Here is a 25,497-nt window from a genome sequence, read left to right as displayed (position 1 = left end):
CCGGCCGTCGTGCGTGCCGGCGAGCGCGGTCCCCCCGCGCGGCGCCAGGCCCCTCAGGGGTCGACGTCGTCCGCCATGCGCGCGAGGAAAAGCCGCTGGGCCTCGCGCGACAGCGGACCCGGCGCGACCTCGACGTCGTCGAGCCGCACCACGGGCGTGACGTTGCGGATCGATCCGGTCAGCGCGAGGCCGGCGCGGCCGGCGACGACGTCCTCGAGCACCTCCCAGGGCAGCTCGCCCGGGCGTGCCTCCCGCACCGGGAGGCCGGCCTGGGGGCCCCAGAGCAGCAGGAGCTCGCGCGTGATCCCGGCCAGGGCGCCCGTCTCGAGGGCGGGCGTGACCAGCTCGCCACCGGTCTCGACGAACACGTTGGACCCGGTCCCCTCGCACAGGCGCCCGCGGGTGTCGGCCAGCAGCGCCTCGTCGGCGCCGCGCTCACGGGCGCGCGCCAGGGCGACGACGTTCTCGCCGTACGACGTGGTCTTCAGCCCGGCCAGCGGGGAGCGCTCGTTGCGGACCCACGGCACCCGGACGGCACGTGACACGTCGAGGGTGGTCGCCGGGCCCGCGACCACGACGACCGTCGGGCGCTGCTCGTCCGCGGACCAGCGGTACGACCCCATCGGCCCGGGCCCGCCCGTCACGGTGATCCGCACCCGCCCGGCGTGCTCCCCCGCGGCCTCCAGCACGGCGCGGACGCCCTCACGGACCTCGGCCATCGGCAGCGGCGGCAGACCCAGCCCACGGGCCGACGCCGCGAGGCGCGCGAGGTGCCGGGTCAGCGCGAAGGCGGCGCCGTGGACGACGGCGCAGGTCTCGAAGACCCCGTCCCCCACGGTCAGGCCGTGGTCGACGGCGGTGAGCACGGGCTCGTCCGGCGCGCGCAGGCGTCCACCGGCCCAGATCGCGAGGTCCACGGGGCCATCCTGCCACCGGCCGGCGTGCGACCGACCGCTCAGCGCGACGCCAGCGCGACCAGCCGGGAGGCCTTGAGCTCGGTCTCGCGCCACTCCTGCTCCGCGTCGCTGGCCCACGTGATCCCTGCGCCGGTGCCGAACCGCAGCACGCCGTCACGCCACCAGAAGGTCCGGATGCCCACGGCGAGCTCGGCCGTCAGGCGCCCGTCGGCGCCGACGTGCGCCCAGCCGACGAGCCCGCAGTAGGGGCCCCGGGCCTCGCGCTCGAGCTCGGCGATCACCCGCAGGGCCGAGCTCTTCGGAGCGCCGGACACCGAGCCGGGCGGGTAGGTCGCCGCGAGGACCTGCGCCACGGCGTCGGGCGCCTCGCGCACCTCGGCCGTCAGCTCGCCCGCGACCGTCGAGACGAGGTGGACGAGGCCGGGGTGCTGCTCGACGCCCAGCAGCTGCGTCACGCGGACCGTCCCCGCCCGGCACACCCGCTGCAGGTCGTTGCGCACCAGGTCGGTGATCATGACGTTCTCCGCGCGGTCCTTCGCGCTCAGGCCGGCCGCGGTGACCGCCGTCCCCTTGATGGGTCCCGACGTGACCGTCCCGTCCTGCACGCGCAGGAAGAGCTCCGGCGACGCCGTCACCACCCACGCCCCCGGCACGTCGCCACCGCGGGGCACGTGCACACCGCCCGCGTAGGGCGCAGGGTTGCCGGCGACCAGCCGGGCCGCCAACGCACGGGCGTCCGGCTCGCCCCCGGGGGGCGCCAGCGGGGCGCGCAGCACCCGGCAGAGGTTGGCCTGGTAGACGACCCCCTCGCGCACGTGGGCCCGCACCCTGTGCACCGCCGCGACGTAGTCCTGGTGGTCGAGGGAGGACGTCCAGGCCGCCGGGGGCGGCCCGGCCCACGCGGTGGCCGCGACGGGGGTGTCGTCGTCCTCGACGTGCGCGAACCGCCAGGCGTCGACCCGCCCCTCGAACTCCCCCACCAGCGCCCACCAGCCCGGTGTCGCGAGCGCGTCGGGACGAGCGCCCAGGTCCGCGTGCTCCACGACGCCCCGGGCCCGGCGCCCGGCGAACCACGCGACGCCGGGCGCGACGGCGTGGAGGGGGGCGGAGCGGGGCGGCACGCGCTCAACCTACCGACCGGGGCCTGCAGCGACGCGCCGGGCGACACGCGAACGGGGGCCGGTTGGACTCTCGTGGATGTTGTCGTCTAGAGTCTTCGACGCACCAGGAACGCCGGTGAAACGGCGGAACTGACGCGCGGACGTGGCTCAGTGGTAGAGCATCACCTTGCCAAGGTGAGGGTCGCGGGTTCGAATCCCGTCGTCCGCTCGGAGGCTATCCCCTTCGGCTTCCAGCCGCGGTGGACTGCGGTCTCAGCGGTGGAGTGGCCGAGAGGCGAGGCAGCGGCCTGCAAAGCCGTATACACGGGTTCGAATCCCGTCTCCACCTCGTATGCACTCCCATGGGCGATTGGCGCAGCGGTAGCGCGCTTCCCTGACACGGAAGAGGTCACTGGTTCGATCCCAGTATCGCCCACCAGACGAAGCCCCAGGTCATGTGACCTGGGGCTTCGCTGCTGCACCGGCGCTGCTGCACCAGCGACCGCATCCGTCAGCGACCGAACCGCACCGCCCAGCGCTCCCACGGTGGCATGACGCGCCACTGCCGGTGCAGGGTCCGGAACGCCCGTCCGAAGCGCGGCACCCACTGCCGACCGGGCCGCACCGACCGGGCCGAGACCCCCACGCACCACGAGCGGTCGACGACGACGCGGGCGCCGGGGCCGAGCGCCATGGCCAGGTCCAGGTCGTCGTGCACGTCCTCGGTCCGGGTCACGTGGTCGCGGACACGGCGCCACGCGTCGGCGCGGAACGCGGCCGACGACCCCCAGACCACGGGATGGCCGGCGGCCAGGTGCCCGAGCGTGTAGTACGCACCGAGGTAGGCCCGCGCCACGACGACCCCGCCGGGGCCCGGTAGGTCGAACCGCCCGCTGCCGGTCACCGCGTCGACGCGGGGGTCGGCCAGGACGCGCACGGCGTGCGCGACCCAGTCGGGCCCCGGCCGGGTGTCCGCGTCGAGACGCAGCACCAGGTCACCGCGCGCCGCGTCGTACCCGGCAGCTGCGGCCGCCGGGATGCCCGGGTGGGGCTCCTCGACGACCCGGGCGCCGTGCCGACGGGCGACCTGCGCGCTGTCGTCCGTCGACCCGTTGTCGACCACGACCACCTCGTCGGGTGCGCGGGTCTGCTGCGCCAGGAGCGTCAGGCACACCTCGAGGTGGGTGGTGTCGTCGCGGACCGGGATCACGACGGACACGGTGACCGGCCGGGCGACGTCGCGCGGGGCACCGTCGGTGGCGTGGGCGGGCGTCGACCGCCCCGCGTCGGTCTGGCTCACGGGTCCTCCTGGCTGCGCGTGGTCCGGGGCCGACCGCCGGCGCCCTGCCCGATCACCTCCGACCGTACCCCGGGGACCGCGGGGCCGGCCGCCGATCGCCCCTCGACCGGACGGTCCTCGCCCGCAGCCTCCTTGACCCGCGGCACCCGCCGTGCGATTGTTCATTGTCCGTGTTCAATGACCAAGGAGTCGACCGTGAGCATCGCCGCGTGGTCCGCCCTCGTCCTGGCCCTGCTGGCCGTGCTGGCACCCCTCGCGGTCCTCGTGCACGACCACCGCCGCACGGTCGCGCCGTCGACGGAGGCCGCGCGCGCCCTGCGCCACGCGACCCTGCCCGCCGCCGTCGCCACCGCCGTGCTGCTGCTCGGGGTCCTCGGTGTGGCCACCTGGGTCACCGCGGGCGTCCCCGCCCTGCCCGTCCGGCCGGACGGGCGCGCCGTCGCCTGCGCCCCGATCGCCGCCGCACTGGCCTTCCTGCTCGTGCACGCCGTCGGGGAGCTCACCTACCCGCGCCCGTCGGGCGACGTGCGCACGGCCGACCTCACGACCCGGACCGTGGCCGACGTGGCACCCCGTCCGCTGCGCGTGCTGACCTGGTCCTGGGCGGGTGCGCTCGTCACCCTGCTCGCGGCCGGCACGCTCACCGCGACGGGACCCCGGCACCTCGACCGCGTCGTCGACGGCTGGATCTCGCGCGGCACCCCCTACCTGGGCTCCTGGTACGCCGTGCCGCTCACCGTCGGCGTCGTCGTGCTGCTGGCGGCCACGGCCGGCGTCCTGCACCTCGTCGCCACCCGGCCGGCGGTCGGCGGGGTCGGTCCCGGGTGGGACCTGGCTCTGCGGCGCCGCACGGGCGCGCGGATCCTGCGCGGTGTCCAGCTCGCCCTCGCGCTGACCCTCGCCGGGGCCCTGCTCATGACCTCGTGGACCCTGCACCGCGTCGCCGAGCCGATCCCCACCTTGACCCCCGCCACCGCGGTGCCCGAGGTCGCGGTGCTGGCGCAGCTCGTCCTGGTGGTCGCCGTGTCCGTGGGCGTCGCGGGGACCGCCGTCGCGCTGCGCCGCGGCGCAGCGCACCCCCGCACCGTCACGGCCGACGTCGCGGCCGTCGCATGAGCCTGCGCGTCCACGTCGACCTGACGTCCTCGACACCGCACTACGAGCAGATCCGCGCCCAGGTCGCGGCGCTGGTCGTCGCGGGCCGCCTCGTCGACGGCGAGCGGCTGCCGACCGTGCGTGCCCTGGCCAACGACCTGGGCATCGCCGCCGGCACCGTCGCCCGCGCCTACCGTGAGCTCGAGGCCAGCGGGCTCGCCACCACCCGGCGCCGCCTCGGGACCGTCGTCACCGCGCCGGCCGTCGGCGGTGGACGTCAGGACGTCGCCGAGGCCGCGGTCCGGCTCGTCGACGTCGCGCGCGCCGCAGGGGTGTCCGACGAGGAGGTCCAGGACCTCGTGGCGTCGGCGCTGCTCACGCTCCCGCGGCGACCCGCGACCACGTCGCCGACGCCTGCGCGCTGACCTCCTCGTACCGGTCCAGCGCGATCTGCGCGAGACGCGGGTCCGGGGCCAGCGGCGCCGCGACCACGTCGGCACCGGACTCGTGCACGCGGTCCAGGAAGAAGCCGGGCGCCAGCAGGTAGGAGGCGACCACGACCCGCCCGCCCGGGGCCAGGCCCGCCCGGGCGTCCGCGACCGCCACCGGCACGCGGGGGTGGGCCCCGGAGCCGAACCCGACACCCACCGGGCACCCGAGGCGTGCGGCGAGCCCCGCGACCACCTCGCGGACGGCGTCGGCCGCCTCAGGGTCGCTCGACCCCGCCGCCGCGACGACGACCGCGTCACCGGACCGCAGACCGGCCGCGGCCAGCCGGTCGGCGAGGATCTCCACGAGCCGCGCGTCCGGGCCCATCGGCCGTGCAGCCGCCGCACCGGGCCGGTCGACGGCCTCGGCGACGTCCGTCTTGACGTGGAACCCGGTCGAGAGCAGCAGCGGCACTACCACGGCGGGAGCCTCGGGGACAGCACCGGCCACGACGTCGGGCAGCTCGGGCTGCTGGACGTCGACGAACGCCTCCCGCACGTCGAGGTCGGGACGCAGGGTCGCCAGGTCCACCAGGATCGAGGCGATGGCCTCACGACCGGGGACGCTGTCGGTGCCGTGCGAGCAGCCCACCAGGACGGGCGCCGGGGTGGACGTCATGGTTGCTCCTGGAGCTCGAGCCGGTAGCCGCGCTTGACCACCGTGCGGATGAGCGCACGGCTGCCGGTGGCGTCCCGCAGGCGTGCGATCGCGACCTCGGCCGCGTGCGGGTCGGACGATACCCCGGGCAGCGCCGCGAGCACACGGTCCCGCGGCACGACCGAGCCGCGGGCGTGCGCCAGCAGTCGCAGCACCTCCAGACCGGTCCGGGACAGCGGCAGCACCCGCCCGTCGAGCACGGCCGCGCCCCGTCGCACCCGCAGCGGGCCCGCGACCGTGTCGAGGGCATCGATCCCGCCGTAGTGCGTGACGATGGCCCGCACCAACGAGCCGAGACGACCACGGTCCGGCACGAGCGGCTCGATGCCGACCTCGAGCAGCGGCCGGGCGGTGACTGGGCCGACGGCCGCGAACACCACGCCGCCGGACCGGTGCCGGCGCAGCACGCCGTCGAGCGCACCGGCCTCCTGCGCGGCCGTCACCCACGCCGCCGCCCCCGGTGCCGACGTGAACACCACCGTGTCGATCTCGCCGTCCGCGACGGCGTGCGCCGACGCGCGGACCAGCTCGGGGTCGGGCGGCGGGCCCCAGCGGTAGACGACGAGGCTGCGGACCCGGGCGCCCGCGAGCGCGAACGCCTCGTCGAGGCCGTCGGCGCCCGCGCCGTGGTGCTGGATGACGATGTCGCGGCCGGAGACCCCCTCGTCGAGGAGCGTCTCGGCGATCTCGGCGCTCGTCTCGGACTCGGCGACCCAGTCGGCGCTGAGCCCGGCGGCCTGGATCGCGCCACGTGCCTTGGGCCCCCGCGCCACGATGCGGGTGGCGGCGAGGACCTCGAGCAGGCGGTCGGCGACCCCGGCGGCGTCGGCGGCCTCGATCCAGCCGCGGAAGCCGATGCCCGTGGTGACGACGACCGTGTCGGGTGGGTCGACGAGCAGGTCGCGGGTGCGTTCGAGCAGCAGCGCGTCGTCGGTGTGCGGCACCATCCCGAGGGCGGGCGCGTGCCGCACGGTCGCGCCGCGGCGCTCGAGGGCGGCGCGCAGCTCGGAGGAGCGGCGGTCGGCCGTGACGAGCACGACGCACCCCGCCAGCGTCTGGTCGATCATCTCCGCCGTCACGCGTCCATTGTCGCGGTGCCGGGGTCGGTGTCGTCCACCGGTGCGTCGAGCAGGTCCGGTGCCGCGACGTCGCCGAGGACCACGACGGCCGGCGCGCGCACGCCGCGGGCGGCCGCGACCGCGGCGATCTCGTGCAGCGGCGCCCATGTCACGCGCTGGTCGGGCAGGGTCGCCCGCTCGACGACCGCGACGGGCACGTCGGGGTCGACCCCACCGGTCAGCGCGTCACGCACCAGCCCGGGCAGGGCGGCGACGCCCATGAGGACCACGACGGTGCAGGACCGGTCCCGCAGCCCCGTGAGCGCAGCCCCGGACCAGCCGTCGGTGCCGTTCATGACGTGGACGGCACCGACGACCCCGCGGTGCGTCAGGGGGATCCCCGCGGCGGCAGCGGCGGCGAACGCGCTGCTGACGCCCGGCACGACGGTCACCGGGACGGCGGCGGCGCGGCAGGCCAGCACCTCCTCCCCGCCGCGGCCGTACACGAAGGGGTCGCCCCCCTTGAGGCGCACGACGACGCGCCCGCGCTGGGCCTGCTCGACGAGGATCCGGTTGATCTCGTCCTGCGGCACCGGGTGGTGGCCGGGTGACTTGCCGACGTCGATGACCTCGACGTCGGCGGGCAGCTCGTCCAGGACGTCCGTGGGGCCGAGGCGGTCGGCGACGACGACGTCGGCCTCCGCGAGGGCGCGCCGCCCGGCGACGGTCAGCAGGCCGAGGTCGCCCGGGCCGCCGCCGACGAGCACGACGCGGCCGCGGTCCGGTGCGGGGCGGCGGCGACGCAGGTCGACGTCGCCGGCGCGCAGGTGCGCGGCGAGCCGGTCCCGCACGCGCACGCTGCGTCGCGGGTCGGCGCCCGTCGTCGACACGACGCCCACCAAGACGTCGCCGGCGAGCGTCGTGGCGGGTGTGCGGGCGGTGCCGGCGGCGGGGCGTCGCGGCCCGCCGGCGTCGACGCAGAAGACCCGACGCGCGGTGGCCCACCCGACGACCGCCGTGTCGGTGGCCCGCTCCCCCGTCGCGGTGTGCACGAGCCAGACGCCGTCGAGGTCGGCCTCGAGGACCTCGCGGTCGGACCACCGGGCGCGACCGGCGACCACCAGGTCGGCGATCGGCTCGCACACGTGGGGGGCCACCACGTGCACGCGGGCGCCCTCGTCGGCCAGGGCCTGGGCTCGCCGGGCGGCGACCGGTCCCCCGCCGACGACGAGCACGGGCCGGTCGGTCAGCTCGACGCCCAGCAGCGCGGTCACGCGGCACCCCCGGCGACGGCGAGGCGGACGTCGCCGTCAACGACCTGCACCGGCCACGTGCGCAGGTCCGGCGAGCGGCCGGCGACGGGCTGCTTGCCCGCCGGGTCCAGGCACGTGCCGGTGCGCAGGTCGAACACCTGCTTGTGCATGGGGGACGCGACGGTCGGCACGTCCTGGTCGTCGACGCGGCGCGTCCCGACGATCCCGCGGGCCAGCACGTGGGCGTCGCTGAACGGGTCGTGGTGCTGGACCGCGAGCACGGTGTCGTCGAGCAGCCGGAACAGGGCAACCTGCGTGAGGACGGGCGCCGCGTCGACCTCGTCGGGGACGAGGGCCGCGACGCCGCGCTCGCGCGGGAGGTCCTCGAGCCGGCACACCGTCAGCCACGTCGTGGCGCGTTCGTCGAGCGTCGTCATGACCGGACCTCCAGGGTGGTGCCGGCGACGAGCACGGCGCGCTCGTCGGCGGTCGCGGGCCGTACCTGACCGCGCTCGGGGACGTACGCCAGGGACGGGTCGGGCACGTCGGGGGCATTGACGAAGGAGGCGAACCGCTTGAGCTTCTCGGGGTCGTCGAGGGTCGCGCGCCACTCGTCCTCGTAGTCGGCGACGTGCCGCGCCATCTGCTCGTCGAGGTCCTCGCAGATGCCCAGCGAGTCGTCCATGACCACGGCGCGGACCCCCTCCAGGCCGCCCTCGACGTCCTCGATCCAGGGGGCGGTGCGCTGCAGCCGGTCCGCGGTGCGCACGTAGTAGAGCAGGAACCTGTCGATGGTGCGGACGAGGGTCTCGGTGTCGAGGTCCTCGGCCAGCAGCTTCGCGTGGCGCGGGGTGAACCCGCCGTTGCCGCCGACGTACACGTTCCAGCCCTTGTCGGTCGCGATGATCCCGACGTCCTTCCCGCGCGCCTCGGCGCACTCGCGCGCGCAGCCGGAGACCCCGAGCTTGATCTTGTGCGGCGAGCGCAGACCGCGGTAGCGCAGCTCGAGCATCACGGCCAGCGCCACGGAGTCCTGCACGCCGAAGCGGCACCAGGTCGACCCGACGCAGGACTTCACGGTGCGCAGCGACTTGCCGTAGGCGTGCCCGGACTCGAACCCGGCGTCGACCAGGCGACGCCAGATCAGCGGCAGCTGGTCGATGCGCGCGCCGAACATGTCGACGCGCTGGCCGCCGGTGATCTTGGTGTAGAGGCCGAAGTCCCGGGCGACCTCGCCGACGGCGATGAGCCCCTCGGGGGTCACCTCGCCGCCCGCCATGCGCGGGACGACGGAGTACGAGCCGTCCTTCTGCAGGTTCGCCATGACGTGGTCGTTGGTGTCCTGCAGCGTGGCACGCTCGCCGTCCAGCACGTGGGCGGGTGCGGTGGTCGCGAGGATCGACGCGACGGCGGGGCGGCAGATGTCGCAGCCGCGGCCGTGGGTGCCGAACCGCTCGACGACCTCGGTGAAGGTGCGCAGCCCCGCGACCCGCACCGCGTCGTAGAGCTGGGCGCGCGACAGCGTGAAGTGCTCGCACAGGGCGCTGCTCACGGTGACGCCGAGCTTGCCGAGCTCGGTCGCCATGAGCTTCTTCACCAGCGGCAGGCACGACCCGCAGCTGGTGCCGGCGCGCGTGCAGGACTTGACGGCGCCGAGGTCGTGGCAGCCGTCCTCGGCGACGGCGTGCCGGATGGCGCCGGCGGAGACGTTGTTGCAGGAGCACACGCTCGCGTCGTCGGGCAGCTCCAGGTCGGGCGCGCCCGCCCCGCCCTCGGGGAGCAGGAACGCCGCGGGGTCGCCGGGCAGCTCGCGGCCGACCATGGGGCGCAGGCTGGCGTACGCCGAGGCGTCGCCCACGAGCACGCCGCCGAGCAGCGTGCGGGCGTCGTCGGACATGACGAGCTTCTTGTAGACCCCGCCCACGGGGTCGGCCCAGACGACCTCGAGCGCCCCGGGGGTGCGCGCGAACGCGTCACCGAAGCTCGCGACGTCGACGCCGGCGAGCTTGAGCTTGGTCGCGGTGTCGGCACCGCCGAACACCGCGGCCCCGCCGAGCAGCCGGTCGACCGTCACCTCGGCCATCGTGTAGCCCGGGGCGACCAGGCCGAGGCACGCGCCCTGGATGCACGCGACCTCGCCGACGGCCGAGACGTGCGGGTCGTCCGTCAGGCACGTGTCGTCGACGACGACCCCGCCGCGCGGCCCGACGGCCAGGCCGGACTCGCGCCCGAGCTCGTCGCGCGGCCGCACGCCGGCGGCCACGACGACCACGTCCGCGTCCAGCTTGGTGCCGTCGGCCAGCTCGACGCGTCCGACGCCGCCGCGTCGGTGCGGCAGCACACGCGTGGTCATCGACTGCGTCCGGACCCCGATGCCGAGGCGGTTGACGAGACGGCGCAGCGCCTCGCCGCCACCGAGGTCGACCTGCGCCGACATCAGGTGCGTGTCGACCTGCAGCACCGTGGGGCGCGCGCCGAGGGCGTCGAGCGCCCCGGCGGCCTCGAGCCCGAGCAGACCGCCGCCGAGGACGACACCGCGCACGGTCCGCTCCTCGGCGAGGGTGGTGACGTACCCGCGCAGCGCCGCGACGTCGTCGAGCGTGCGGTAGACGAACACGCCGTCGAGGTCGGCGCCCTCCATCGGCGGCACCCACGCGTACGACCCCGTGGCCAGGACGAGGTGGTCGTACGCGAACGTGCGGCCGGACTCGGCGCGCACGACACGCGCTGCGCGGTCGACCGCCACGGCCTTGTCGCCGCGCACGAGGGTGACCAGCGGGTCGTCCCACAGCGCCGGGTCGCCGAGCGCCAGGTCCTCGGGCGAGCGCCCGGCGAAGAAGCTCGTGAGCGCGACGCGGTCGTAGGGACGGCGCGGCTCCTCGGCGAGGACCGTGACGCGCCAGGTGCCGTCGGTGTCACGGTCGCGCAGCGCCTCGACGAGGCGTTGCGCCACCATGCCGCCGCCGACGACGACGAGGTGACGGGGGTCCATGGGGCCTCCTGGTGCGATCCGGTGCGGTCCGTGCGGGCGCCGAGCGGGCGAGCGCGGGGTGTGACGTGTCGACGACGCTACGAACCGGGGGTTTCGGGCAGGGGCGCCCGCCCGTTTCGGTGCCGGAACGTTCTCCTCTCACGGGACCGAGGGCCCGTGTGAGCCCGCCCCTGGCGGGGTGCGGTCGCACGACCTACCGTGGCGCGCATGACGCGCGCGGTGGCGGACGTCCCGGTCCGCCCGTCGGCCCGGGCTGACGACGTGCGCGCCGCGTGCGCGGGGGTCGCCGCGGGCGCCCTCACGGTCGGCGCCGGTGCGCTCGTGGCCGTCGTCACCGGCCCGTCGAGCGATCCCCTGGTCGCCGTCGGTGCCGCCTTCGTCGACGCGACGCCGGGGTGGCTCAAGGACCTGGCGGTCGCGGCGTTCGGCACGGCGGACAAGCTGGCGCTGGGCGTCGGCCAGGCGCTCGTCCTGGCGGCCCTGGCCGCCACCGGGGGTGTGCTCGCGCGGCGACGCTGGTCCGCCGGCGCGGTCCTGGTCGTGGCGCTCGGCGGCGTGGCGGCCCTGGCGGCCACGACCCGTCCCGACGCCGGCACGTGGGCTGCGGCGCCGTCCCTGGTCGGGGCGGCCGCAGGGCTGTGGGCGCTGCAGGCGCTGCTGCGGCGGCTGCCCCCGGGACGCCCCGGCGTGCCCGACGCCGCACCTGTCGACGCCGAGCACGACGCCGCACCGACCGGACGGCGTCCCGACCGCCGCGCGTTCCTGCGCCTCAGCGCCCTGGTGGCGAGCGCAGGTGTCGTCGCCACCGTCGCCGGGCGCGTCGTCGCGACCGGTCAGCGCGGCGTGCAGAACGTGCGGGCGGCTCTCCGGCTGCCCGCACCCGCCCGGCCGGCACCCGCGCCGCCGACCGACGTCGAGGTCGGCGTGGCGGGCGTCGAGCCGTGGGCGACACCCGTGGCGGAGTTCTACCGCATCGACACCGCACTGGTCGTGCCGCAGGTCGACCCGGCCGGCTGGCGGCTGCGCGTGCACGGTCTCGTCGAGCGTGAGGTCGAGATCGGCTGGGACGAGCTGCTGGCGAGCGACCTCGTCGAGGCGTGGGTCACGCTCGCGTGCGTGTCCAACCCCGTGGGCGGGGACCTCGTCGGCAACCAGCGGTGGCTCGGGCTGCCCGTGCGCGAGGTCCTGGCCCGCGCCGTCCCGACGTCCGACGCCGACATGGTCCTGTCCCGCAGCGTCGACGGGTTCACCGCCTCGACACCGCTCGAGGCCCTGACCGACGACCGCGACGCCCTCCTCGCGATCGCGATGGACGGCGAGCCCCTGCCGCCCGAGCACGGCTTCCCCGTCCGGATGGTCGTCCCCGGGCTGTACGGCTACGTCTCGGCGACCAAGTGGGTGACGGAGCTGGAGGTGACCCGGTTCGACCGCGCCGAGGCGTACTGGACGGTCCGGGGCTGGTCGGAGCGCGGCCCGGTCAAGACGCAGTCCCGCCTCGAGGTGCCCCGACCCGGCGACACGGTCGGGGCAGGGGACGTCGTGGTCGCGGGGACCGCGTGGGCGCAGCACCGGGGCGTCGAGCGCGTCCAGGTCCGCGTGGACGACGGACCCTGGCAGGAGGCCGACCTCGCGGCCGACGCCGGCATCGACACGTGGCGGCAGTGGCGGTGGACCTGGCGGGGCGCCGCCCCCGGCGAGCACCTGCTGGCCGTGCGCGCGTGGGACCCCGACGGCCCGCAGACCGGTGTGCCGGCCGGGGCCGTGCCCGACGGCGCCGCCGGGTACGACACGGTGCGCGTGGTCGTCGCCTGACGGGGCGTCCCCGGGCGACGGGGACGCGCGACCGCGTCAGTAGACGTCGCGCGCGTAGCGCCGCTCCGCCACGAGCCGCTTGACGTAGGCGTCGGCCTCGCCCGCGTCCAGGGCGCCGTGCCGGGCCACGACCTCGCGCAGGGCGGCGTCCACGTCGGGCGCCATCCGCGCGGCGTCGCCGCACACGTACACGTGCGCACCACGCTCGAGCCACGACCACAGGGCCGGTCCGTGCTCGCGCAGCCGGTCCTGCACGTAGACCTTCTGGCGCTGGTCGCGGGAGAACGCGGTGTCCAGGCGCGTCAGCACGCCGCGCGCACGCCACCCCTCGAGCTCGTCGCGGTACCAGAAGTCGGTCGCTGCGTGCTGCTCGCCGAACACGAGCCAGTTGTCGCCGGTGTCCCCCCGCGCCTCACGCTCGGCCAGGAAGCCCACGAACGGCGCGACCCCGGTGCCCGGACCGATCATCACGGTGGGAGCACCCGCGTCGGCGGGCGGGTGGAAGTGCGCACTGGGCTGCACGTGCACGCTCACCTCGGTGCCGTCCTCCGCGTCGGCGAGGAACGTCGAGCACGTCCCCCCGCGTGCCCGGCCGGCGGCGCTCGCGTACCGCACGACCGACACCGTGAGCCGCACGCGCTGCGGGTCGACCAGCGCGCTCGAGGAGATGGAGTACGCACGCGGCTGCATCGCGCGCAGCACGTCGACCCACTCCTGTGCGCTCGCCTCGAGCGGGTGCTCGGCGATCACGTCGACGACGCCGCGGTCCCACGTCCAGGCCGCGAGGTCCTGGCGGTCCTCGCTGCGCAGCAGGCGCCGCAGGTCGGCACCCGCCGTGCCCGTGGCGCGCTCCGCGACGAACCGCAGCAGCATCGGCGCCGGCCGGCCGAGGTCGAGCGCGGTCCGCAGGGCGTCGTGCAGCGGACGCGTCCCGCCGTCGAGGACGACGGGTGCGTCCGCGTCGAGGCCCGTCACCGCGAGCCACTCCTCGACGAGGGCGAGCGGCGTCACCGGGCGGACCGCGAGCGCGTCGCCCGCTGCGTAGGTCACCGGCAGCGCGCTCGCCGAGGTGTCGAGGAGGATCTCGCGCACCTCCTTGGCCGACCCCGTCCCGCCCAGGCGGCGCCGACCCACGACCCGCGCGCTGCCGGGCGTGGCGCGGGTCGCCCGGGTCGGCGCCGCGGGCGCCGCGTCGACGGGTGCGGTGGTCGTCGGGCGGCGCGGTGCGGTCGTGCCCGCGGCCTCGTCGGCGCCCGGCCCGCCGGCCAGCGCCTCGAGGAGACCGGTCACCCACCGCTCGACGGCGGCGTCGTCCCCCGGTTCGCGGTCGAGCCGCTCGACCAGCCGGTGACCGCCCAGCTCGGCGAGCCGGTGGTCGAGACGGCGGCCGTGCCCGCAGAACCGGTCGTACGTCGCGTCGCCCAGCGCGAGCACGGCGAACCGTGCGCCGCTGAACGAGGGCGCCTGCGGGTCGGCGAGCAGCTCCCACAGCGCGGTGCCGTTGTCGGGTGCGTCGCCGTCACCGAACGTGCTGGTCACCAGGACGACGTCGCCGTGGCGCGGGAGGTCGTCGAGCACGTCGTCCATCGCCGTGACGCGGGGGGTGCGGCCCGCGTCGGCGAGGCGGCGCGCGACGGTGGCGGCGAGCTCCTCGGCCGTGCCCGTCTGCGAGGCCCACAGGACGGTGACCGTGCGGGTGGGCGTCGCGGACGCCGGCGCGACGGGGGCGCGCGAGAACATCCCGGCCAAGACGCCGTCGACCCACAGCGCGTGGTCGCCGCGCAGCGGCGCGGTCGGCGGCAGGACGGGTGTCCCGGCCGCGCCGCCGCCGAGGCCGGCGAGGAAACCCGCGAGGTAGCGCCGTTCGTCGTCGCCGAGCGCCGGCGGTGCGACGTCGTCGACCCCGAGGGCCGCCGCGAGCGCGCGCATGGTCGCCGGACCGTCGAGCGGGACGCCGCCGTCCGCCGGGCGGGTGACCTCGGGGTCGGGGTCGGGTGCCACGACGGCCACGGGCGTCAGGGCGACCGCGCACGCCTTGAGCTCGGGCTGGAAGGACAGCGGGTCGACGGCGTCGTTGGTGACCGCGTTGACGGCGAGGTACTCGCCGAAGACGTCGTTCCAGTGGAAGGGGGCGAAGCAGGTGCCGGCCGGGACGCGGTCGGTGACGACGACGGGCAGCACGGCCCGCCCGCGGCGCGAGGCGACCTCGACGGGAGCCCGGTCGGCCAGCCCGAGCCGGGCGGCGTCGGCAGGGTTGACCTCGACGTACGGGCCGGGCTCGAGCCTGGTGAGGGCCGGCACCTTGCCCGTCTTGGTCATGGTGTGCCACTGGTGCTGCACGCGCCCCGTGGTGAACCAGAACGGGTGGTCGTCGTCGGGCATCTCGGCGGGGTCGGCGTGCGGGCGGGCGTGGAAGACGGCGCGGCCCGTGGGTGTGGCGAAGGCGAGGCGCGGGCGTGCCCCGTCGGGGTGGACCAGGACCGGCTGGTGCTCGCCGTCGTTGAGGTAGCGCAGCGGGTTGCGGGCGGGGGCCTCGCTCGACGCGCAGGGCCACTGGACGGGCTCGCGCCGCAGCCGGTCGTACGTGACGCCGCGCAGGTCGTACCCGGTGCGCGGGTTGGACGCCTGGCGCAGCTCGTCGAAGACCTCCTGCGCGGAGGCGTACGCGAAGCCCTCGTAGCCCATGGCCGTCGCGACGCGGGCGATCAGCTCCCAGTCCGGCAGCGCCTGCCCCGGTGCGGCCAGCGCCCGCCGCGCGAGGGTCATGGTCCGCTCGGAGTTCACCATGACGCCGTCGGCCTCCGACCACATCGCCGCGGGCAGCACGACGTCCGCGTACGCGTTGGTCTCCGTCTCGGCGAAGACGTCCTGCGTGACGACGAGCTCGGCGCGCTCGAGCCCCTCGATCACGGTGCGGCGGTTGCCGACCGACGCGACCGGGTTGGTGCAGACCACCCAGCACGCGCGGATGTCGCCGTCGGCCATCCGACGGAACATGTCGACCGTGCCGGTGCCGACGCCGTCGGCGCGGATCGTGCCGCGCGGGACGCCCCACAGGTCCTCGCAGAACGCCCGGTCGTCGGCGTCGAGAACGCTGCGCTGGCCTGGCAGGCCCGGGCCCATGTACCCCATCTCGCGCCCGCCCATGGCGTTGGGCTGGCCCGTGAGGGAGAACGGTCCGCTCCCCCGCCGCCCGATCGCGCCGGTCGCGAGGTGCAGGTTGATCAGGGCGTTGGTGTTCCACGTGCCGTGCGTCGACTGGTTGAGGCCCATCGTCCAGCACGACACCCAGCTGCCGGCGCCGGCGATCAGCGCGGCCGCGGCGCGCAGGTCCGCCGCGGGGACGCCCGTCAGCCGCTCGACGACGTCGGGCGGGTAGTCGGCGAGGAACGCGGGCATGGCGTCCCAGCCCTGCGTGTGCTCGGCGACGAACTCCTCGTCGACCGCACCGGCCTCGACCAGCAGGTGCAGCAGCCCGTTGAGCAGCGCGAGGTCGGAGCCGGGTCGCACCTGCAGGAACAGGTCCGCCTTGTCGGCGGTGGCCGTGCGGCGCGGGTCCACGACGATGAGCCTGGCGCCGGCCTTGACGCGGTCGAGGAGCCGCAGGAACAGCACCGGGTGGCAGTCCGCCATGTTCGCACCGACGACGAGGAAGACGTCGGCGTGGTCGACGTCCTCGTACGACCCGGGCGGACCGTCGGAGCCCAGCGACAGCTTGTACCCGGTGCCGGCGCTGGCCATGCACAGCCGCGAGTTGGACTCGATCTGGTTGGTCCGCCAGAAGCCCTTGGCGAGCTTGTTGGCCAGGTACTGCGCCTCGATGCTCATCTGCCCGGAGACGTACAGGGCGAGCGCGTCGGGGCCGTGACGGTCGAGGATCTCGCGCAGCCGGTGCGCGACCGTCGCGATCGCGGCGTCCACGTCGGCGGGGACGGGGGCCGCGCCGCGCTCGGTGCGCACGAGCGCCGTGGTCAGGCGCCCGCCCGCCGCGAGCATGGTCGCGCTCGTGGCGCCCTTGGTGCACAGGCGGCCCGCGTTCGCCGGGTGCGACCGGTCGCCGCTGGCGCGCTGCACGGTGCCGTCGTCGCCGACGTCGAGGACGATGCCGCAGCCCACGCCGCAGTACGAGCACACGGTCGCGACCTGGGTCGCGGCCGTGCGCTCGTGCTGCGCGGTCGTCGTGAGCGTCATCAGATGAGGGCGTCGCCGAACGCCGAGGTGCGCCGGCCGTACACGAGCCACGTGGTCGCGGCCATGACGGCGTACATCCCGACGATGACCCACAGCGCGGCCTCGATCCCTCCGGTCTGCGTGGTCGAGATCGCGAAGCCGCGCGGGATGAGGAACCCGCCGATCGCGCCGACGGCACCGGCGATGCCGATGCACCCGGCCGCGACCTTGGCGCGCCGTGCCCGGTCCGTCGCGTCCCCGGCACCGTGGCGGAACACCGCCGGGATCATGCGGTACACCGAGCCGTTGCCGGCGCCCGTCGCCAGGAACAGCAGGAGGAACGAGCCGAAGAACAGTCCGAACGACCCGGACCGCAGCGAGAGGATCGCCGAGACCGTCCCGGCGGCCATGACCGCGAACGCCGCCACCGTGACGCGTGCTCCGCCGAACCTGTCGGCGAGGATCCCGCCGGCGGGCCGAGCGATCGAGCCGACGAGCGCACCGAGGAACGCGATCGACAGCGTCATGGCCGGGAACTCGTTGCGCAGCAGCGTGGGGAACGCCCCGGAGAAGCCGATGAACGAGCCGAACGTGCCGATGTAGATGAACGAGATGATCCACGTGTGCTTCTGCCGCGCCGCGGAGCCGTACGCCCGCGGGTCGGTCGCGGCGTCCTTGACGTTGTCCATGTAGCGCCAGGCGAGCACCGCGGCGACCACCGCGAGCGGCACGAACATCAGGCCCGCCCGCTCGAGGTGCACGCCGGCGCCGATGACGATCACCAGCGGGACGGCCAGCTGGACGGCGGCCGTGCCGATGTTGCCGCCCGCGGCGTTGAGCCCCAGGGCCCGGCCCTTCTCCCGCTCGGGGTAGAAGAACGAGATGTTGGCCATGGAGGAGGCGAAGTTGCCGCCACCGACGCCCGCGAGCGCGGCCACGACCAGCAGGACCGTGAACGACAGGTCCGGCCGCTGGACCGCCCAGGCGAGCGCACCGGCGGGCACGAGCAGCAGCAGCGCGGACACGATGGTCCAGTTGCGGCCGCCGAAGATCGGCACGGCGAACGTGTACGGGATCCGCAGGGTCGCGCCGACGAGCGAGGGGACGGCGATCAGCCAGAACATCTGGTCGGGGGTGAGCGCGAAGCCCGCGTCGGGCAGCTGCGGGACGACGATGCTCCACAGCGCCCACACGGCGAACCCGAGGAACTCGGCGAAGATCGACAGCACCAGGTTGCGGCGGGCGACCGCGCGACCGACGTCCTGCCACTGGTCGGCGGCCTCGGGGTTCCAGCCGTGGAGCCAGCGTCCGCGGTGCCGGACGAGCTCGGGCGTCACGCCGGGCGAGGTCAGGACGACCGTCCCGGGTCCGTGCGCGGTGGTCGCGGTGGGCAGGGCCGGTGCGTCCTCGGGGGGTGCGGGAGTCGTCGGTGTCTGGGTCACGTGGAGCCTCCGGGCGTCGGGCCGCGCGCGGCGCGGGTGGGGCGTCGGGGCCGGGCAGCGGCCCGGTGGTCGAGGCGGCGTGGTGCCGGCGTCGGGATGTGACGCTAGGTGCGCCGTGTTTCGCCCGGTCGCACGCGGACGTGACCGGGCGCGAACGTTCCGCGCACACGCACCGGGCCGCACGTGTGAGAACTGCGGACACGGGTTCGCGGCCGCGGACCCGTGAGGCGCCCGCAACCCGGCCGACACCGGCGCCTGCGAGGATCGACCCATGCCCGACCTCCACGCCCTGGCCACCGAGCTCCTCGACGCCGCCCGTACCGACCCGCACGGGCGCAGCGCGCAGCTGGTCGTGCACGACGGCGAGCTGCGCCAGACCGTGCTCGCGCTCGTCGCGGGTGCCCGCCTGGGTGAGCACTCCTCACCGCCCGCCGCGAGCCTGCAGGCCCTGAGCGGCCACGTGCGGGTGGAGGCCGGCGAGGACGTGCAGCAGGAGGTGCGCGGCGGCGAGCTGTGGACGCTGACGCACGAGCGGCACGCGGTGGTGGCGCTCGAGGACAGCGTCGTGCTGCTCACCACGGTGACGGGCGTCGCGACGCGGCCGCACGGATGAGCAGCGCGCTGCCGCCGCTGGTCGCACCCGGGCCGCCGCTCACGCCGGACCAGGTGGCCCGGTACGCGCGGCACCTCGCCCTCGACGAGATCGGCGAGGTCGGCCAGCGTCGGCTGCTCGCGTCCCGCGTGCTCGTGCTCGGCGCGGGCGGGCTGGGGTCACCGGTCCTGCTGTACCTGGCGGCGGCCGGCGTCGGCACCCTGGGGATTGTCGACGACGACGTCGTGGAGGTCTCCAACCTGCAGCGCCAGGTCGTGCACGGCACCGCGGACGTCGGGCGCCGCAAGGTCGACTCCGCCGCGGACGCGGTGCGCGGGCTCGACCCGCACCTCGAGGTCGTGCCGCACGCGGTGCGCCTGGGTCCGGGAAACGCGGGCGGGCTCCTGGGCGCGTACGACGTGGTGGTCGACGGCACCGACAACTTCCCGACCCGCTACCTCGTCGACGACGTCTGCGCGGAGCTGGGGCGCCCCTGGGTCTGGGGCTCCCTGCAGCGGGGGCACGCGCAGGTGAGCACGTTCTGGTCCCGCCCGCCCGTGGGTGAGGGCGTGGGGCTGCGCGACGTCTTCGGCGGCCCACCGTCCGAGGGGACGGTGCCCTCGTGCGCGGTGGACGGCGTCCTGGGGGCGGTCTGCGCCGCGGCGGGCGCGGCGATGGCGATCGAGGTCGTCAAGCTGCTCTGCGGCTCCGGGCGCACGCTGCTGGGTCGGGTCGCGGTGCACGACGCGTTCGCCGGGACGTGGCAGGAGGTGCCGGTCCGGCGTGCGCAGGGACGGACCGACCGGGCGGTACCCCGTGCCGGCACCGCCCCCGACCGCGGCGCGGGGCCCGGGAGCGCGGCAGGTGCGGACGACCTCGCGACGCTGGTCGCGGCCCATGCGGCCGGTGCCGTCGACGTCGTCGACCTGCGCGACGCGCCGGAGGCGAGCGCCCACCCGCTGCCGGGCGTGCGCGCGGTGCCGCTCGCGCAGTTCGTCACCGAGCAGATGCTCGCGTCCCTCGACCCGGACCGCCCGCTCGTGCTGGTCTGCCGCCTCGGAGCGCGGGCCGCGCACGCCGCGGCGCTGGCCCGCGCGGCGGGCGTCCGCGACGTCCGTCACCTGCCCGGCGGCGTCGCCGCGTGGCGGCTCGCGGCGCAGGACCGCGCCACCGCCACCCCCGACGCCGCGGTGCGGGGCGCGTGACCGGCCCGGCTCAGCCCGGGTGGTCGCCGCCCGCCAGCTGGGACAACGCGTGCGGCAGCACCGCGCTCAGCACCTCGATCGCGTCACGCGCGGCGCCGGTCGAGCCCGCGACGTTGACGACGAGCGTGCGACCGGCCACGCCGGCCACGCCGCGTGACAGCACACCCGCCGGCACGCCACGACGCACCGCGTCGGCACGCAGCGCCTCGGCGATCCCCGGGACCGGGCGGTCCACCACCGCGAGCGTCGCCTCGGGCGTGAGGTCGCGCGGCCCGAGCCCCGTGCCACCGGTCGTGACGACGAGCGCCGCGCCGGCGTCCACCGCGCGGCGCAGCTCGCGTTCCACCGGCGCCCCGTCGGGGACGACGACCGCGTCGTCGACCCGCAGGCCGAGCGCCCGCAGGCCCTCCACGAGCAGCGGTCCCGAGCGGTCGTCGTACGTCCCGGTCGCGGCGCGGTCCGACGCGGTCACGACGACCGCGAGCGGTGCGGTGGCCGCGTCAGTCACGCGTCCACGTCCCGCTGCGCCCGCCGGTCTTCTCCTCGACCCGCAGGTCGGTGAGGTGCGCACCCCGGTCGACGGCCTTGACCATGTCGACGAGCGTCAGGCCGGCGGCCGCGACGCAGGTCAGTGCCTCCATCTCGACGCCCGTGCGGTCGGCGGTGCGCACGCGTGCGTCGATCGTGACGCCGTCGTCGACGACCTCGAGGTCGACGCTCACCCCGTGGATCGCGATGGGGTGGCACAGCGGCACGAGGTCCGGGGTGCGCTTGGCGGCCTGGATCCCCGCGATGCGCGCGACCGCGAGCGCGTCGCCCTTCGGGACGCCCTCGCCGCGCAGCAGCGCGACGACCTGCGCCGTGGTGACGAGGCGTCCCGTGGCGCGCGCGCTGCGGACCGTGACGTCCTTCTCGGCGACGTCGACCATGCGGGCGGCGCCGTGGGCGTCGACGTGGGTCAGTCGGTCGTGCTCGGTCACGCGTCGTGCTCCCTGAGGTCGATGACGGCCACGGGTGCTCCCGCCGCCAGGTGCGTGACGTCCTCCGGGACGTCGACGAGGGCGTCGGCGCGCGCGAGCGCGCCGAGCAGGTGCGAGCCGGGCCCGCCGACGGGCGTCGCGACGGGCGTCCCGGTGGTCCAGCCGAGGGACGCGCGCAGCAGCTGGCGCCGGCCCGCCGGCGAGCGCACCTCCGTGGCGAGCGACGCGGTGAGGGTGCGCCGGTGCACCTGGCGCGCGCCGAGCATGCGCCGCAGCAGCGGTCGGACGAAGACCTCGAACGACACGAACGAGCTCACGGGGTTGCCCGGCAGGGCCAGCACCGGTGTGCCGTCCGGGAGGATCCCGACCGCCTGCGGCTTGCCGGGCTGCATGCGCACGTGCACGAGCTGCGCGTCGCCGCCGGCGAGCAGCGCGTCCCGGACCACGTCGTACGCGCCGACGGACACGCCCCCGGTCGTGACGACGACGTCGGCACGCGCAGCCAGGCCGGCCAGCGCCTCCCGGACGACGGCCACGTCGTCGTGCACCACCGCGACGGCCACGACCTCGGCGCCGGCGGCGGCTGCGGCGGCCGCCAGCTGCGGTCCGTTGGACTCGTGGATCTGCCCGTGCTGCAACGGCTCGCCCGGGGCGACGAGCTCGGAGCCCGTGGACAGCACGGCGACGCGGGGTCGGCGGTGCACCTCGACGCGGGCGTGCCCGGTCGCGGCCAGCAGGCCGATTGCCCCCGCACCGAGCACGTCGCCCGCCCGCAGCACGACCTGCCCGGCGCGCACGTCCTCGCCGCGGCGCCGCACGTGCGCACCCGCGGCAACGACGTCCTCGACGCGGACCCGCGCGGTGCCGCCGTCGGTGAGCTCGACGGGGAGCACGGCGTCGGCCCCGTCCGGCACCGGTGCACCGGTCATGAGGCGGGCCGCGGCACCGGGCGGCAGCCGCACGCTGCGGGTGTCACCGGCGGGAACGTCGTCGACCACGTCGAGCACCGCGCCCGGGCGCAGGTCGGCCGCCCGCACGGCGTACCCGTCCATCGCCGAGCTGTCCCACGGGGGCAGGTCCACCGCGCCGGCCACGTCGGCGGCCAGCACGCTCCCCCGGGCCGCCGCGAGCGGGAGCGTCACGGCCGGCAGCGGGCCCGCGAGCGCGAGCACCGCGGCGGCGTGCTCGTCGAGCGAGCGGACGCTGCGCGCCGGCAGGGCGGCTCCGGCGGGTGCGTCGACCATGCGCCCAACCTACTGCCGCCGTCGCGGCGGACCGTCCGGCCGCGGGACGTCCGCCGCCGCGTCGACGGGTGTCCGTATCATCGCGGGATGCGAGCCGTGAGCGCCGCCGGCGCCGCGGCGCCGCGCGAGGGGGGTCTGGTCGACCGGTACGGCCGGGTGGCGACCGACCTGCGGGTGTCCCTGACCGACCGCTGCAACCTGCGCTGCACGTACTGCATGCCGGCCGAGGGTCTGCCGTGGGCCCCGGACGAGACGGTGCTCACCGACGCGGAGGTCGTGCGGCTGGTGCGCGTCGGCGTGGAGCTGCTCGGCATCCGGGAGGTCAGGTTCACGGGCGGCGAGCCGCTGCTGCGGCGGGGGCTGGAGGGCATCGTGGCTGCCGCGGCGGCGCTGCGCACGGCCGACGGCGTCCCCGTGCGGACGGCCCTGACGACCAACGGGCTGGGGCTCGACAAGCGTGCGCGGTCGCTGGCGGACGCCGGGCTCGACCGTGTCAACGTGTCCCTCGACTCCCTGGACCCGGTGCGGTTCGCCCGGATCACGCGCCGGGACCGCCACGGGGACGTGCTCGCGGGGCTCGCGGCGGCCGCGGCCGCCGGGCTGGGGCCGGTGAAGGTCAACGCCGTGCTGGTCCGGGGCGTCAACGAGGACGAGGCCGTGCCCCTGCTCACGTGGGCGCTCGAGCACGGGTACCACCTGCGCTTCATCGAGCAGATGCCGCTGGGCCCGCACGGGTCGTGGCAGCGCGACGACCTGGTCACGGCCCGGGAGATCCTCGACGCACTGGCGGCCGCCTTCGACCTGGAGGCCGAGCCGGACGGCGCGCGCGGCGGGGCCCCGGCCGAGACGTGGCACGTGCGCGGGCACCCCGGTGCGACCGTCGGCGTGATCGGCTCGGTGACGCGACCGTTCTGCGGCGCCTGCGACCGGACGCGGCTCACGGCCGACGGTCAGGTCCGCAGCTGCCTGTTCGCGCGCCACGAGGACGACCTGCGCGGCCTGCTGCGCGCGGGGGCGGACGACGCGGCGATCGCCGACGCGTGGCGTGCCGCGATGCGGGGCAAGGCGGCCGGGCACGGCATCGACGACCCGACCTTCCTGCAGCCGGCCCGGACGATGAGCGCGATCGGGGGATGACGGCGATGACGACACCGGTGGAGGTGCGGTACTTCGCCGCGGCCGCCGAGGCGGCCGGCCGCGGGGCCGAGCAGGTGCTGCTGCCGGCGGGCACGACCGTCGGTGGCCTGCTGGACCTGCTGGCCGAGCGGCACGGGCCGGCGCTGCGCGACGTCGCGGCGCGGTGCGCGCTGCTCGTCGACGGGGTGCTGCACCGGGACCGCGACGCCCCCGTGGGAGCGCCGACGCGGGTGGACGTGCTCCCGCCCTTCGCCGGCGGCTGAGCTCAGGCGCTGCCGACCCACTCGTGCCCGCCGGCCGCCAGGTCCTGACGCTTCCACACCGGCAGGTGCGTCTTGATCTCGTCGACGAGCATCGCCGCGGCCGCGAACGCCTCCCGGCGGTGGGCCGCCGACACGGCGACGGCGAGGGCGCACTCCCCCACGGCGAGCACACCCACCCGGTGCGCGCACGCGACGGCGTCCACGTCGCTGCGGGCGGCGACGTCGGCCACGACGCGCCGCACGACGTCCTCGGCGTCCGGGTGCGCGACGTACTCCAGCGCGGTGACGCCGCGCCCCCGGTCGTGGTCGCGGACCACGCCGGCGAAGGTCACGACCGCCCCGGCGGCGGCGTCCCCGACCGCGCGCGCGAGCTCGTCCACGTCGAGCGCGTCGGCCGTGACCCGTGCGAGCACGACGCGACGGGCGGGCGGGCGCAGGCGCGAGTCGTCGGCGGTCACGCGGCCAGCCTAGGGCGCCCGCGGGTGCCGCCGGGTGCGGGCTCCCTCTCGAGCGAGACCGCCCGCGGACCGCACCTGCGGCGCGATAGGGCGCGCGCCGCCGCATCCGCGGCGCGAGGTCTAGGCTCGCCCCGTGCCCACCTACCGCGTGACCGAGGCCGCGACGCTCCTCGGGGTCAGCGACGACACCGTGCGCCGCTGGATCGACTCCGGCCGCCTGGCCTCGACGCGCCCCGCCGGCGGCCCCCACGAGGTGGACGGCGTGGCCCTCGCCGCGCTCGCGCAGTCGCTGGGCACGGAGCCCGAGCCCGGCAGCAGCCACCGGTCCACCCGCAACCGGCTGCGGGGCATCGTCACGCGGGTGGTCCGCGACACGGTCATGGCCCAGGTGGAGATCCAGGCCGGGCCGTACCGGGTGGTCTCCCTCATCAGCCGCGAGTCCGCCGACGAGCTGGGCCTCGAGCCCGGCGTGGTGGCGGTCGCGTCCGTCAAGGCGACCGACGTCGCCGTCGAGCACACCGCGGACCGATGAGCCGACCAGGACGCCGCGTGGCGGCTCTCGGGCTCGTCCTGGTCACCGCGCTGGCCGGGTGCGCGGCGGCACCGTCGCCCGCCCCGCACCCGGGGGGCGAGGTGGGCGCCGGGCTCGACGGCACCGTCGTGGTCCTGGCGGCCGCCTCCCTGACCGACGTGGTCGGTGAGATCGCCGGGCAGGTCGAGCGCGCGCACCCGGGCCTGACCGTCCGGACGGCCTTCGGCGCCAGCTCCACCCTGGCCGCCCAGGTCGCCGCCGGCGCCCCGGCCGACGTGCTCGTCACGTCGAGCGCCGAGACGATGGGGCTGGCGACGGACGCCGTCGGGGGCTCACCGGTCGTCGTAGCCACCAACGGTCTGCAGCTCGCCGTCCCCGCGGGCAACCCGGGGGGCGTGACGTCGCTGGCCGACCTCGCGGACCCGGGACTGACCGTCGCGCTGTGCGCGCCCGAGGTGCCGTGCGGGGACCTCGCGGTCCAGGTCCTGGCCCGGGCGGGGGTCACCCCGGCCCCCGACACCTACGAGCGGGACGTGCGCGGCGTCCTGGCGCGCCTGCGGCTCGACGAGGCGGACGCCGGGCTGGTGTACCGCACCGACGTGGTCGCCGGGGCGGACGCCGTCGAGGGCATCGAGCTGCCGGAGGCCGTGCAGGTGGTGACGGAGCACCTCGCGCTCGCCTCGCCCACGGCACCCCGACCCGAGGCGGCTGCCGTCGTCGTGGCGGCACTGCTCGGGCCCGCCGGGCGCCGGGTGCTGGCCGACGCCGGGTTCGGGCTGCCGTGAGCCCGCCACGGCTCCT

General features: G+C 76.4%; 23 protein-coding genes and 3 tRNA genes. 12 read left to right on the top strand and 14 right to left on the bottom strand.

Going from position 1 to position 25,497, the window contains the following annotated elements; genetic code table 11:
* Positions 1–53 precede the first annotated feature (53 nt).
* Complete coding sequence (locus tag Cph01nite_RS07725) at positions 54–917, bottom strand: aminotransferase class IV (RefSeq protein WP_203672936.1); 864 nt, start codon at positions 915–917, stop codon at positions 54–56.
* Between the two features lie 38 nt (positions 918–955).
* Entirely contained in the window at positions 956–2,038 is a 1,083-nt protein-coding gene (locus tag Cph01nite_RS07720; RefSeq protein WP_203672933.1) for a chorismate-binding protein, read from the bottom strand.
* Positions 2,039–2,174: 136 nt separating this feature from the next.
* Between Cph01nite_RS07720 and Cph01nite_RS07715 the strand changes: the two genes are divergently transcribed.
* From Cph01nite_RS07715 to Cph01nite_RS07705, 3 genes are all read left to right on the top strand, one after another.
* Positions 2,175–2,246: transfer RNA gene (locus Cph01nite_RS07715), tRNA-Gly, on the top strand.
* 49 nt (positions 2,247–2,295) lie between these two features.
* Positions 2,296–2,366 (top strand) — tRNA-Cys (locus Cph01nite_RS07710).
* A gap of 15 nt (positions 2,367–2,381) precedes the next feature.
* Positions 2,382–2,456: transfer RNA gene (locus tag Cph01nite_RS07705), tRNA-Val, on the top strand.
* 72 nt (positions 2,457–2,528) lie between these two features.
* On the opposite strand, the gene Cph01nite_RS07700 is transcribed toward Cph01nite_RS07705, so the two are convergent.
* Entirely contained in the window at positions 2,529–3,317 is a 789-nt protein-coding gene (locus Cph01nite_RS07700) for a glycosyltransferase family 2 protein (RefSeq protein ID WP_203672932.1), read from the bottom strand.
* Between the two features lie 195 nt (positions 3,318–3,512).
* Here Cph01nite_RS07700 and Cph01nite_RS07695 point away from each other — a divergent pair, with 195 nt between their 5' ends.
* Complete coding sequence (locus tag Cph01nite_RS07695) at positions 3,513–4,433, top strand: hypothetical protein (protein WP_203672931.1); 921 nt, start codon at positions 3,513–3,515, stop codon at positions 4,431–4,433.
* Entirely contained in the window at positions 4,430–4,837 is a 408-nt protein-coding gene (locus Cph01nite_RS07690; protein ID WP_203672930.1) for a GntR family transcriptional regulator, read from the top strand. The genes Cph01nite_RS07695 and Cph01nite_RS07690 overlap by 4 nt, the downstream gene beginning before the upstream one ends.
* Here Cph01nite_RS07690 and Cph01nite_RS07685 read toward each other — a convergent pair.
* From Cph01nite_RS07685 to nirB, 5 genes are read right to left on the bottom strand one after another with little or no spacing between them, the layout of a single operon-like run.
* A complete protein-coding gene (locus tag Cph01nite_RS07685) occupies positions 4,788–5,519 on the bottom strand; it encodes a sirohydrochlorin chelatase (protein ID WP_203672929.1) in 732 nt (243 codons plus the stop codon). The genes Cph01nite_RS07690 and Cph01nite_RS07685 overlap by 50 nt on opposite strands.
* Positions 5,516–6,625: a uroporphyrinogen-III synthase gene (locus Cph01nite_RS07680; protein ID WP_203673140.1), complete on the bottom strand. Its 1,110-nt coding sequence runs from the start codon at positions 6,623–6,625 to the stop codon at positions 5,516–5,518. Before Cph01nite_RS07680 ends, Cph01nite_RS07685 begins: the two co-directional genes overlap by 4 nt.
* 8 nt (positions 6,626–6,633) lie before the next feature.
* Positions 6,634–7,890: a uroporphyrinogen-III C-methyltransferase gene (gene cobA, locus Cph01nite_RS07675; protein WP_203672928.1), complete on the bottom strand. Its 1,257-nt coding sequence runs from the start codon at positions 7,888–7,890 to the stop codon at positions 6,634–6,636.
* Positions 7,887–8,306, bottom strand: coding sequence for a nitrite reductase small subunit NirD (gene nirD, locus Cph01nite_RS07670; protein ID WP_203672927.1), 420 nt, complete (start codon positions 8,304–8,306; stop codon positions 7,887–7,889). Before nirD ends, cobA begins: the two co-directional genes overlap by 4 nt.
* Positions 8,303–10,861 carry a nitrite reductase large subunit NirB gene (gene nirB / locus Cph01nite_RS07665; protein WP_203672925.1) on the bottom strand — a complete coding sequence of 853 codons (2,559 nt, stop codon included), beginning with the start codon at positions 10,859–10,861 and terminating at the stop codon, positions 8,303–8,305. The genes nirD and nirB overlap by 4 nt, the downstream gene beginning before the upstream one ends.
* 207 nt (positions 10,862–11,068) lie before the next feature.
* On the opposite strand from nirB, the gene Cph01nite_RS07660 reads away from it, so the two are divergent.
* Positions 11,069–12,673 (top strand): molybdopterin-dependent oxidoreductase, encoded by a 1,605-nt coding sequence (locus tag Cph01nite_RS07660; protein WP_203672924.1) that lies wholly within the window; start codon positions 11,069–11,071, stop codon positions 12,671–12,673.
* Positions 12,674–12,709: 36 nt separating this feature from the next.
* Here Cph01nite_RS07660 and Cph01nite_RS07655 read toward each other — a convergent pair whose 3' ends face one another.
* Together Cph01nite_RS07655 and Cph01nite_RS07650 are read right to left on the bottom strand one after the other, a co-directional pair.
* Positions 12,710–16,864, bottom strand: coding sequence for a bifunctional nitrate reductase/sulfite reductase flavoprotein subunit alpha (locus tag Cph01nite_RS07655; protein WP_203672923.1), 4,155 nt, complete (start codon positions 16,862–16,864; stop codon positions 12,710–12,712).
* Complete coding sequence (locus tag Cph01nite_RS07650; protein ID WP_203672921.1) at positions 16,864–18,285, bottom strand: MFS transporter; 1,422 nt, start codon at positions 18,283–18,285, stop codon at positions 16,864–16,866. Before Cph01nite_RS07650 ends, Cph01nite_RS07655 begins: the two co-directional genes overlap by 1 nt.
* A 271-nt stretch (positions 18,286–18,556) precedes the next feature.
* On the opposite strand from Cph01nite_RS07650, the gene Cph01nite_RS07645 reads away from it, so the two are divergent.
* Together Cph01nite_RS07645 and Cph01nite_RS07640 are read left to right on the top strand one after the other, a co-directional pair.
* Positions 18,557–18,898: a cupin domain-containing protein gene (locus Cph01nite_RS07645; RefSeq protein ID WP_203672920.1), complete on the top strand. Its 342-nt coding sequence runs from the start codon at positions 18,557–18,559 to the stop codon at positions 18,896–18,898.
* Positions 18,895–20,082, top strand: coding sequence for a ThiF family adenylyltransferase (locus Cph01nite_RS07640; RefSeq protein ID WP_203672919.1), 1,188 nt, complete (start codon positions 18,895–18,897; stop codon positions 20,080–20,082). Before Cph01nite_RS07645 ends, Cph01nite_RS07640 begins: the two co-directional genes overlap by 4 nt.
* 10 nt (positions 20,083–20,092) lie before the next feature.
* Here Cph01nite_RS07640 and Cph01nite_RS07635 read toward each other — a convergent pair whose 3' ends face one another.
* From Cph01nite_RS07635 to Cph01nite_RS07625, 3 genes are read right to left on the bottom strand one after another with little or no spacing between them, the layout of a single operon-like run.
* Complete coding sequence (locus Cph01nite_RS07635; protein ID WP_203672915.1) at positions 20,093–20,590, bottom strand: MogA/MoaB family molybdenum cofactor biosynthesis protein; 498 nt, start codon at positions 20,588–20,590, stop codon at positions 20,093–20,095.
* Entirely contained in the window at positions 20,583–21,062 is a 480-nt protein-coding gene (gene moaC / locus Cph01nite_RS07630; RefSeq protein ID WP_203672913.1) for a cyclic pyranopterin monophosphate synthase MoaC, read from the bottom strand. The genes Cph01nite_RS07635 and moaC overlap by 8 nt, the downstream gene beginning before the upstream one ends.
* Positions 21,059–22,306 (bottom strand): molybdopterin molybdotransferase MoeA, encoded by a 1,248-nt coding sequence (locus tag Cph01nite_RS07625; RefSeq protein ID WP_203672911.1) that lies wholly within the window; start codon positions 22,304–22,306, stop codon positions 21,059–21,061. Before Cph01nite_RS07625 ends, moaC begins: the two co-directional genes overlap by 4 nt.
* 87 nt (positions 22,307–22,393) lie before the next feature.
* Here Cph01nite_RS07625 and moaA point away from each other — a divergent pair, with 87 nt between their 5' ends.
* Positions 22,394–23,443, top strand: coding sequence for a GTP 3',8-cyclase MoaA (moaA, locus tag Cph01nite_RS07620; protein ID WP_203672910.1), 1,050 nt, complete (start codon positions 22,394–22,396; stop codon positions 23,441–23,443).
* Between the two features lie 5 nt (positions 23,444–23,448).
* Positions 23,449–23,706: a MoaD/ThiS family protein gene (locus Cph01nite_RS07615; protein WP_308439425.1), complete on the top strand. Its 258-nt coding sequence runs from the start codon at positions 23,449–23,451 to the stop codon at positions 23,704–23,706.
* Between the two features lie 2 nt (positions 23,707–23,708).
* On the opposite strand, the gene Cph01nite_RS07610 is transcribed toward Cph01nite_RS07615, so the two are convergent.
* Complete coding sequence (locus tag Cph01nite_RS07610; protein WP_203672907.1) at positions 23,709–24,164, bottom strand: molybdenum cofactor biosynthesis protein MoaE; 456 nt, start codon at positions 24,162–24,164, stop codon at positions 23,709–23,711.
* Positions 24,165–24,297: 133 nt separating this feature from the next.
* Here Cph01nite_RS07610 and Cph01nite_RS07605 point away from each other — a divergent pair, with 133 nt between their 5' ends.
* The gene (locus Cph01nite_RS07605; RefSeq protein ID WP_203672905.1) at positions 24,298–24,696 is read left to right on the top strand and encodes a TOBE domain-containing protein; all 399 of its coding nucleotides are present in this window, start codon (positions 24,298–24,300) and stop codon (positions 24,694–24,696) included.
* A gap of 17 nt (positions 24,697–24,713) precedes the next feature.
* A complete protein-coding gene (gene modA / locus Cph01nite_RS07600) occupies positions 24,714–25,481 on the top strand; it encodes a molybdate ABC transporter substrate-binding protein (protein ID WP_239069122.1) in 768 nt (255 codons plus the stop codon).
* Positions 25,482–25,497: the final 16 nt, after the last annotated feature.

Origin of the sequence: Cellulomonas phragmiteti, from assembly GCF_016862775.1 — a bacterium.
Taxonomy (GTDB): domain Bacteria; phylum Actinomycetota; class Actinomycetes; order Actinomycetales; family Cellulomonadaceae; genus Cellulomonas; species Cellulomonas phragmiteti.
This window is presented reverse-complemented; position numbering and strand designations above follow the sequence as displayed.

What these genes read in the sequence shown, in the direction of transcription:
- Cph01nite_RS07690 (WP_203672930.1), top strand. Translation starts at nt 4,430, where the DNA reads ATGAGCCTGCGCGTCCACGTCGACCTGACGTCCTCGACACCGCACTAC.
- Cph01nite_RS07685 (WP_203672929.1), bottom strand. Translation starts at nt 5,519, where the DNA reads ATGACGTCCACCCCGGCGCCCGTCCTGGTGGGCTGCTCGCACGGCACC.
- Cph01nite_RS07680 (WP_203673140.1), bottom strand. Translation starts at nt 6,625, where the DNA reads ATGATCGACCAGACGCTGGCGGGGTGCGTCGTGCTCGTCACGGCCGAC.
- nirD (WP_203672927.1), bottom strand. Translation starts at nt 8,306, where the DNA reads ATGACGACGCTCGACGAACGCGCCACGACGTGGCTGACGGTGTGCCGG.
- nirB (WP_203672925.1), bottom strand. Translation starts at nt 10,861, where the DNA reads ATGGACCCCCGTCACCTCGTCGTCGTCGGCGGCGGCATGGTGGCGCAA.
- Cph01nite_RS07660 (WP_203672924.1), top strand. Translation starts at nt 11,069, where the DNA reads ATGACGCGCGCGGTGGCGGACGTCCCGGTCCGCCCGTCGGCCCGGGCT.
- Cph01nite_RS07655 (WP_203672923.1), bottom strand. Translation starts at nt 16,864, where the DNA reads ATGACGCTCACGACGACCGCGCAGCACGAGCGCACGGCCGCGACCCAG.
- Cph01nite_RS07645 (WP_203672920.1), top strand. Translation starts at nt 18,557, where the DNA reads ATGCCCGACCTCCACGCCCTGGCCACCGAGCTCCTCGACGCCGCCCGT.
- Cph01nite_RS07640 (WP_203672919.1), top strand. Translation starts at nt 18,895, where the DNA reads ATGAGCAGCGCGCTGCCGCCGCTGGTCGCACCCGGGCCGCCGCTCACG.
- Cph01nite_RS07625 (WP_203672911.1), bottom strand. Translation starts at nt 22,306, where the DNA reads ATGGTCGACGCACCCGCCGGAGCCGCCCTGCCGGCGCGCAGCGTCCGC.
- moaA (WP_203672910.1), top strand. Translation starts at nt 22,394, where the DNA reads ATGCGAGCCGTGAGCGCCGCCGGCGCCGCGGCGCCGCGCGAGGGGGGT.
- Cph01nite_RS07615 (WP_308439425.1), top strand. Translation starts at nt 23,449, where the DNA reads ATGACGACACCGGTGGAGGTGCGGTACTTCGCCGCGGCCGCCGAGGCG.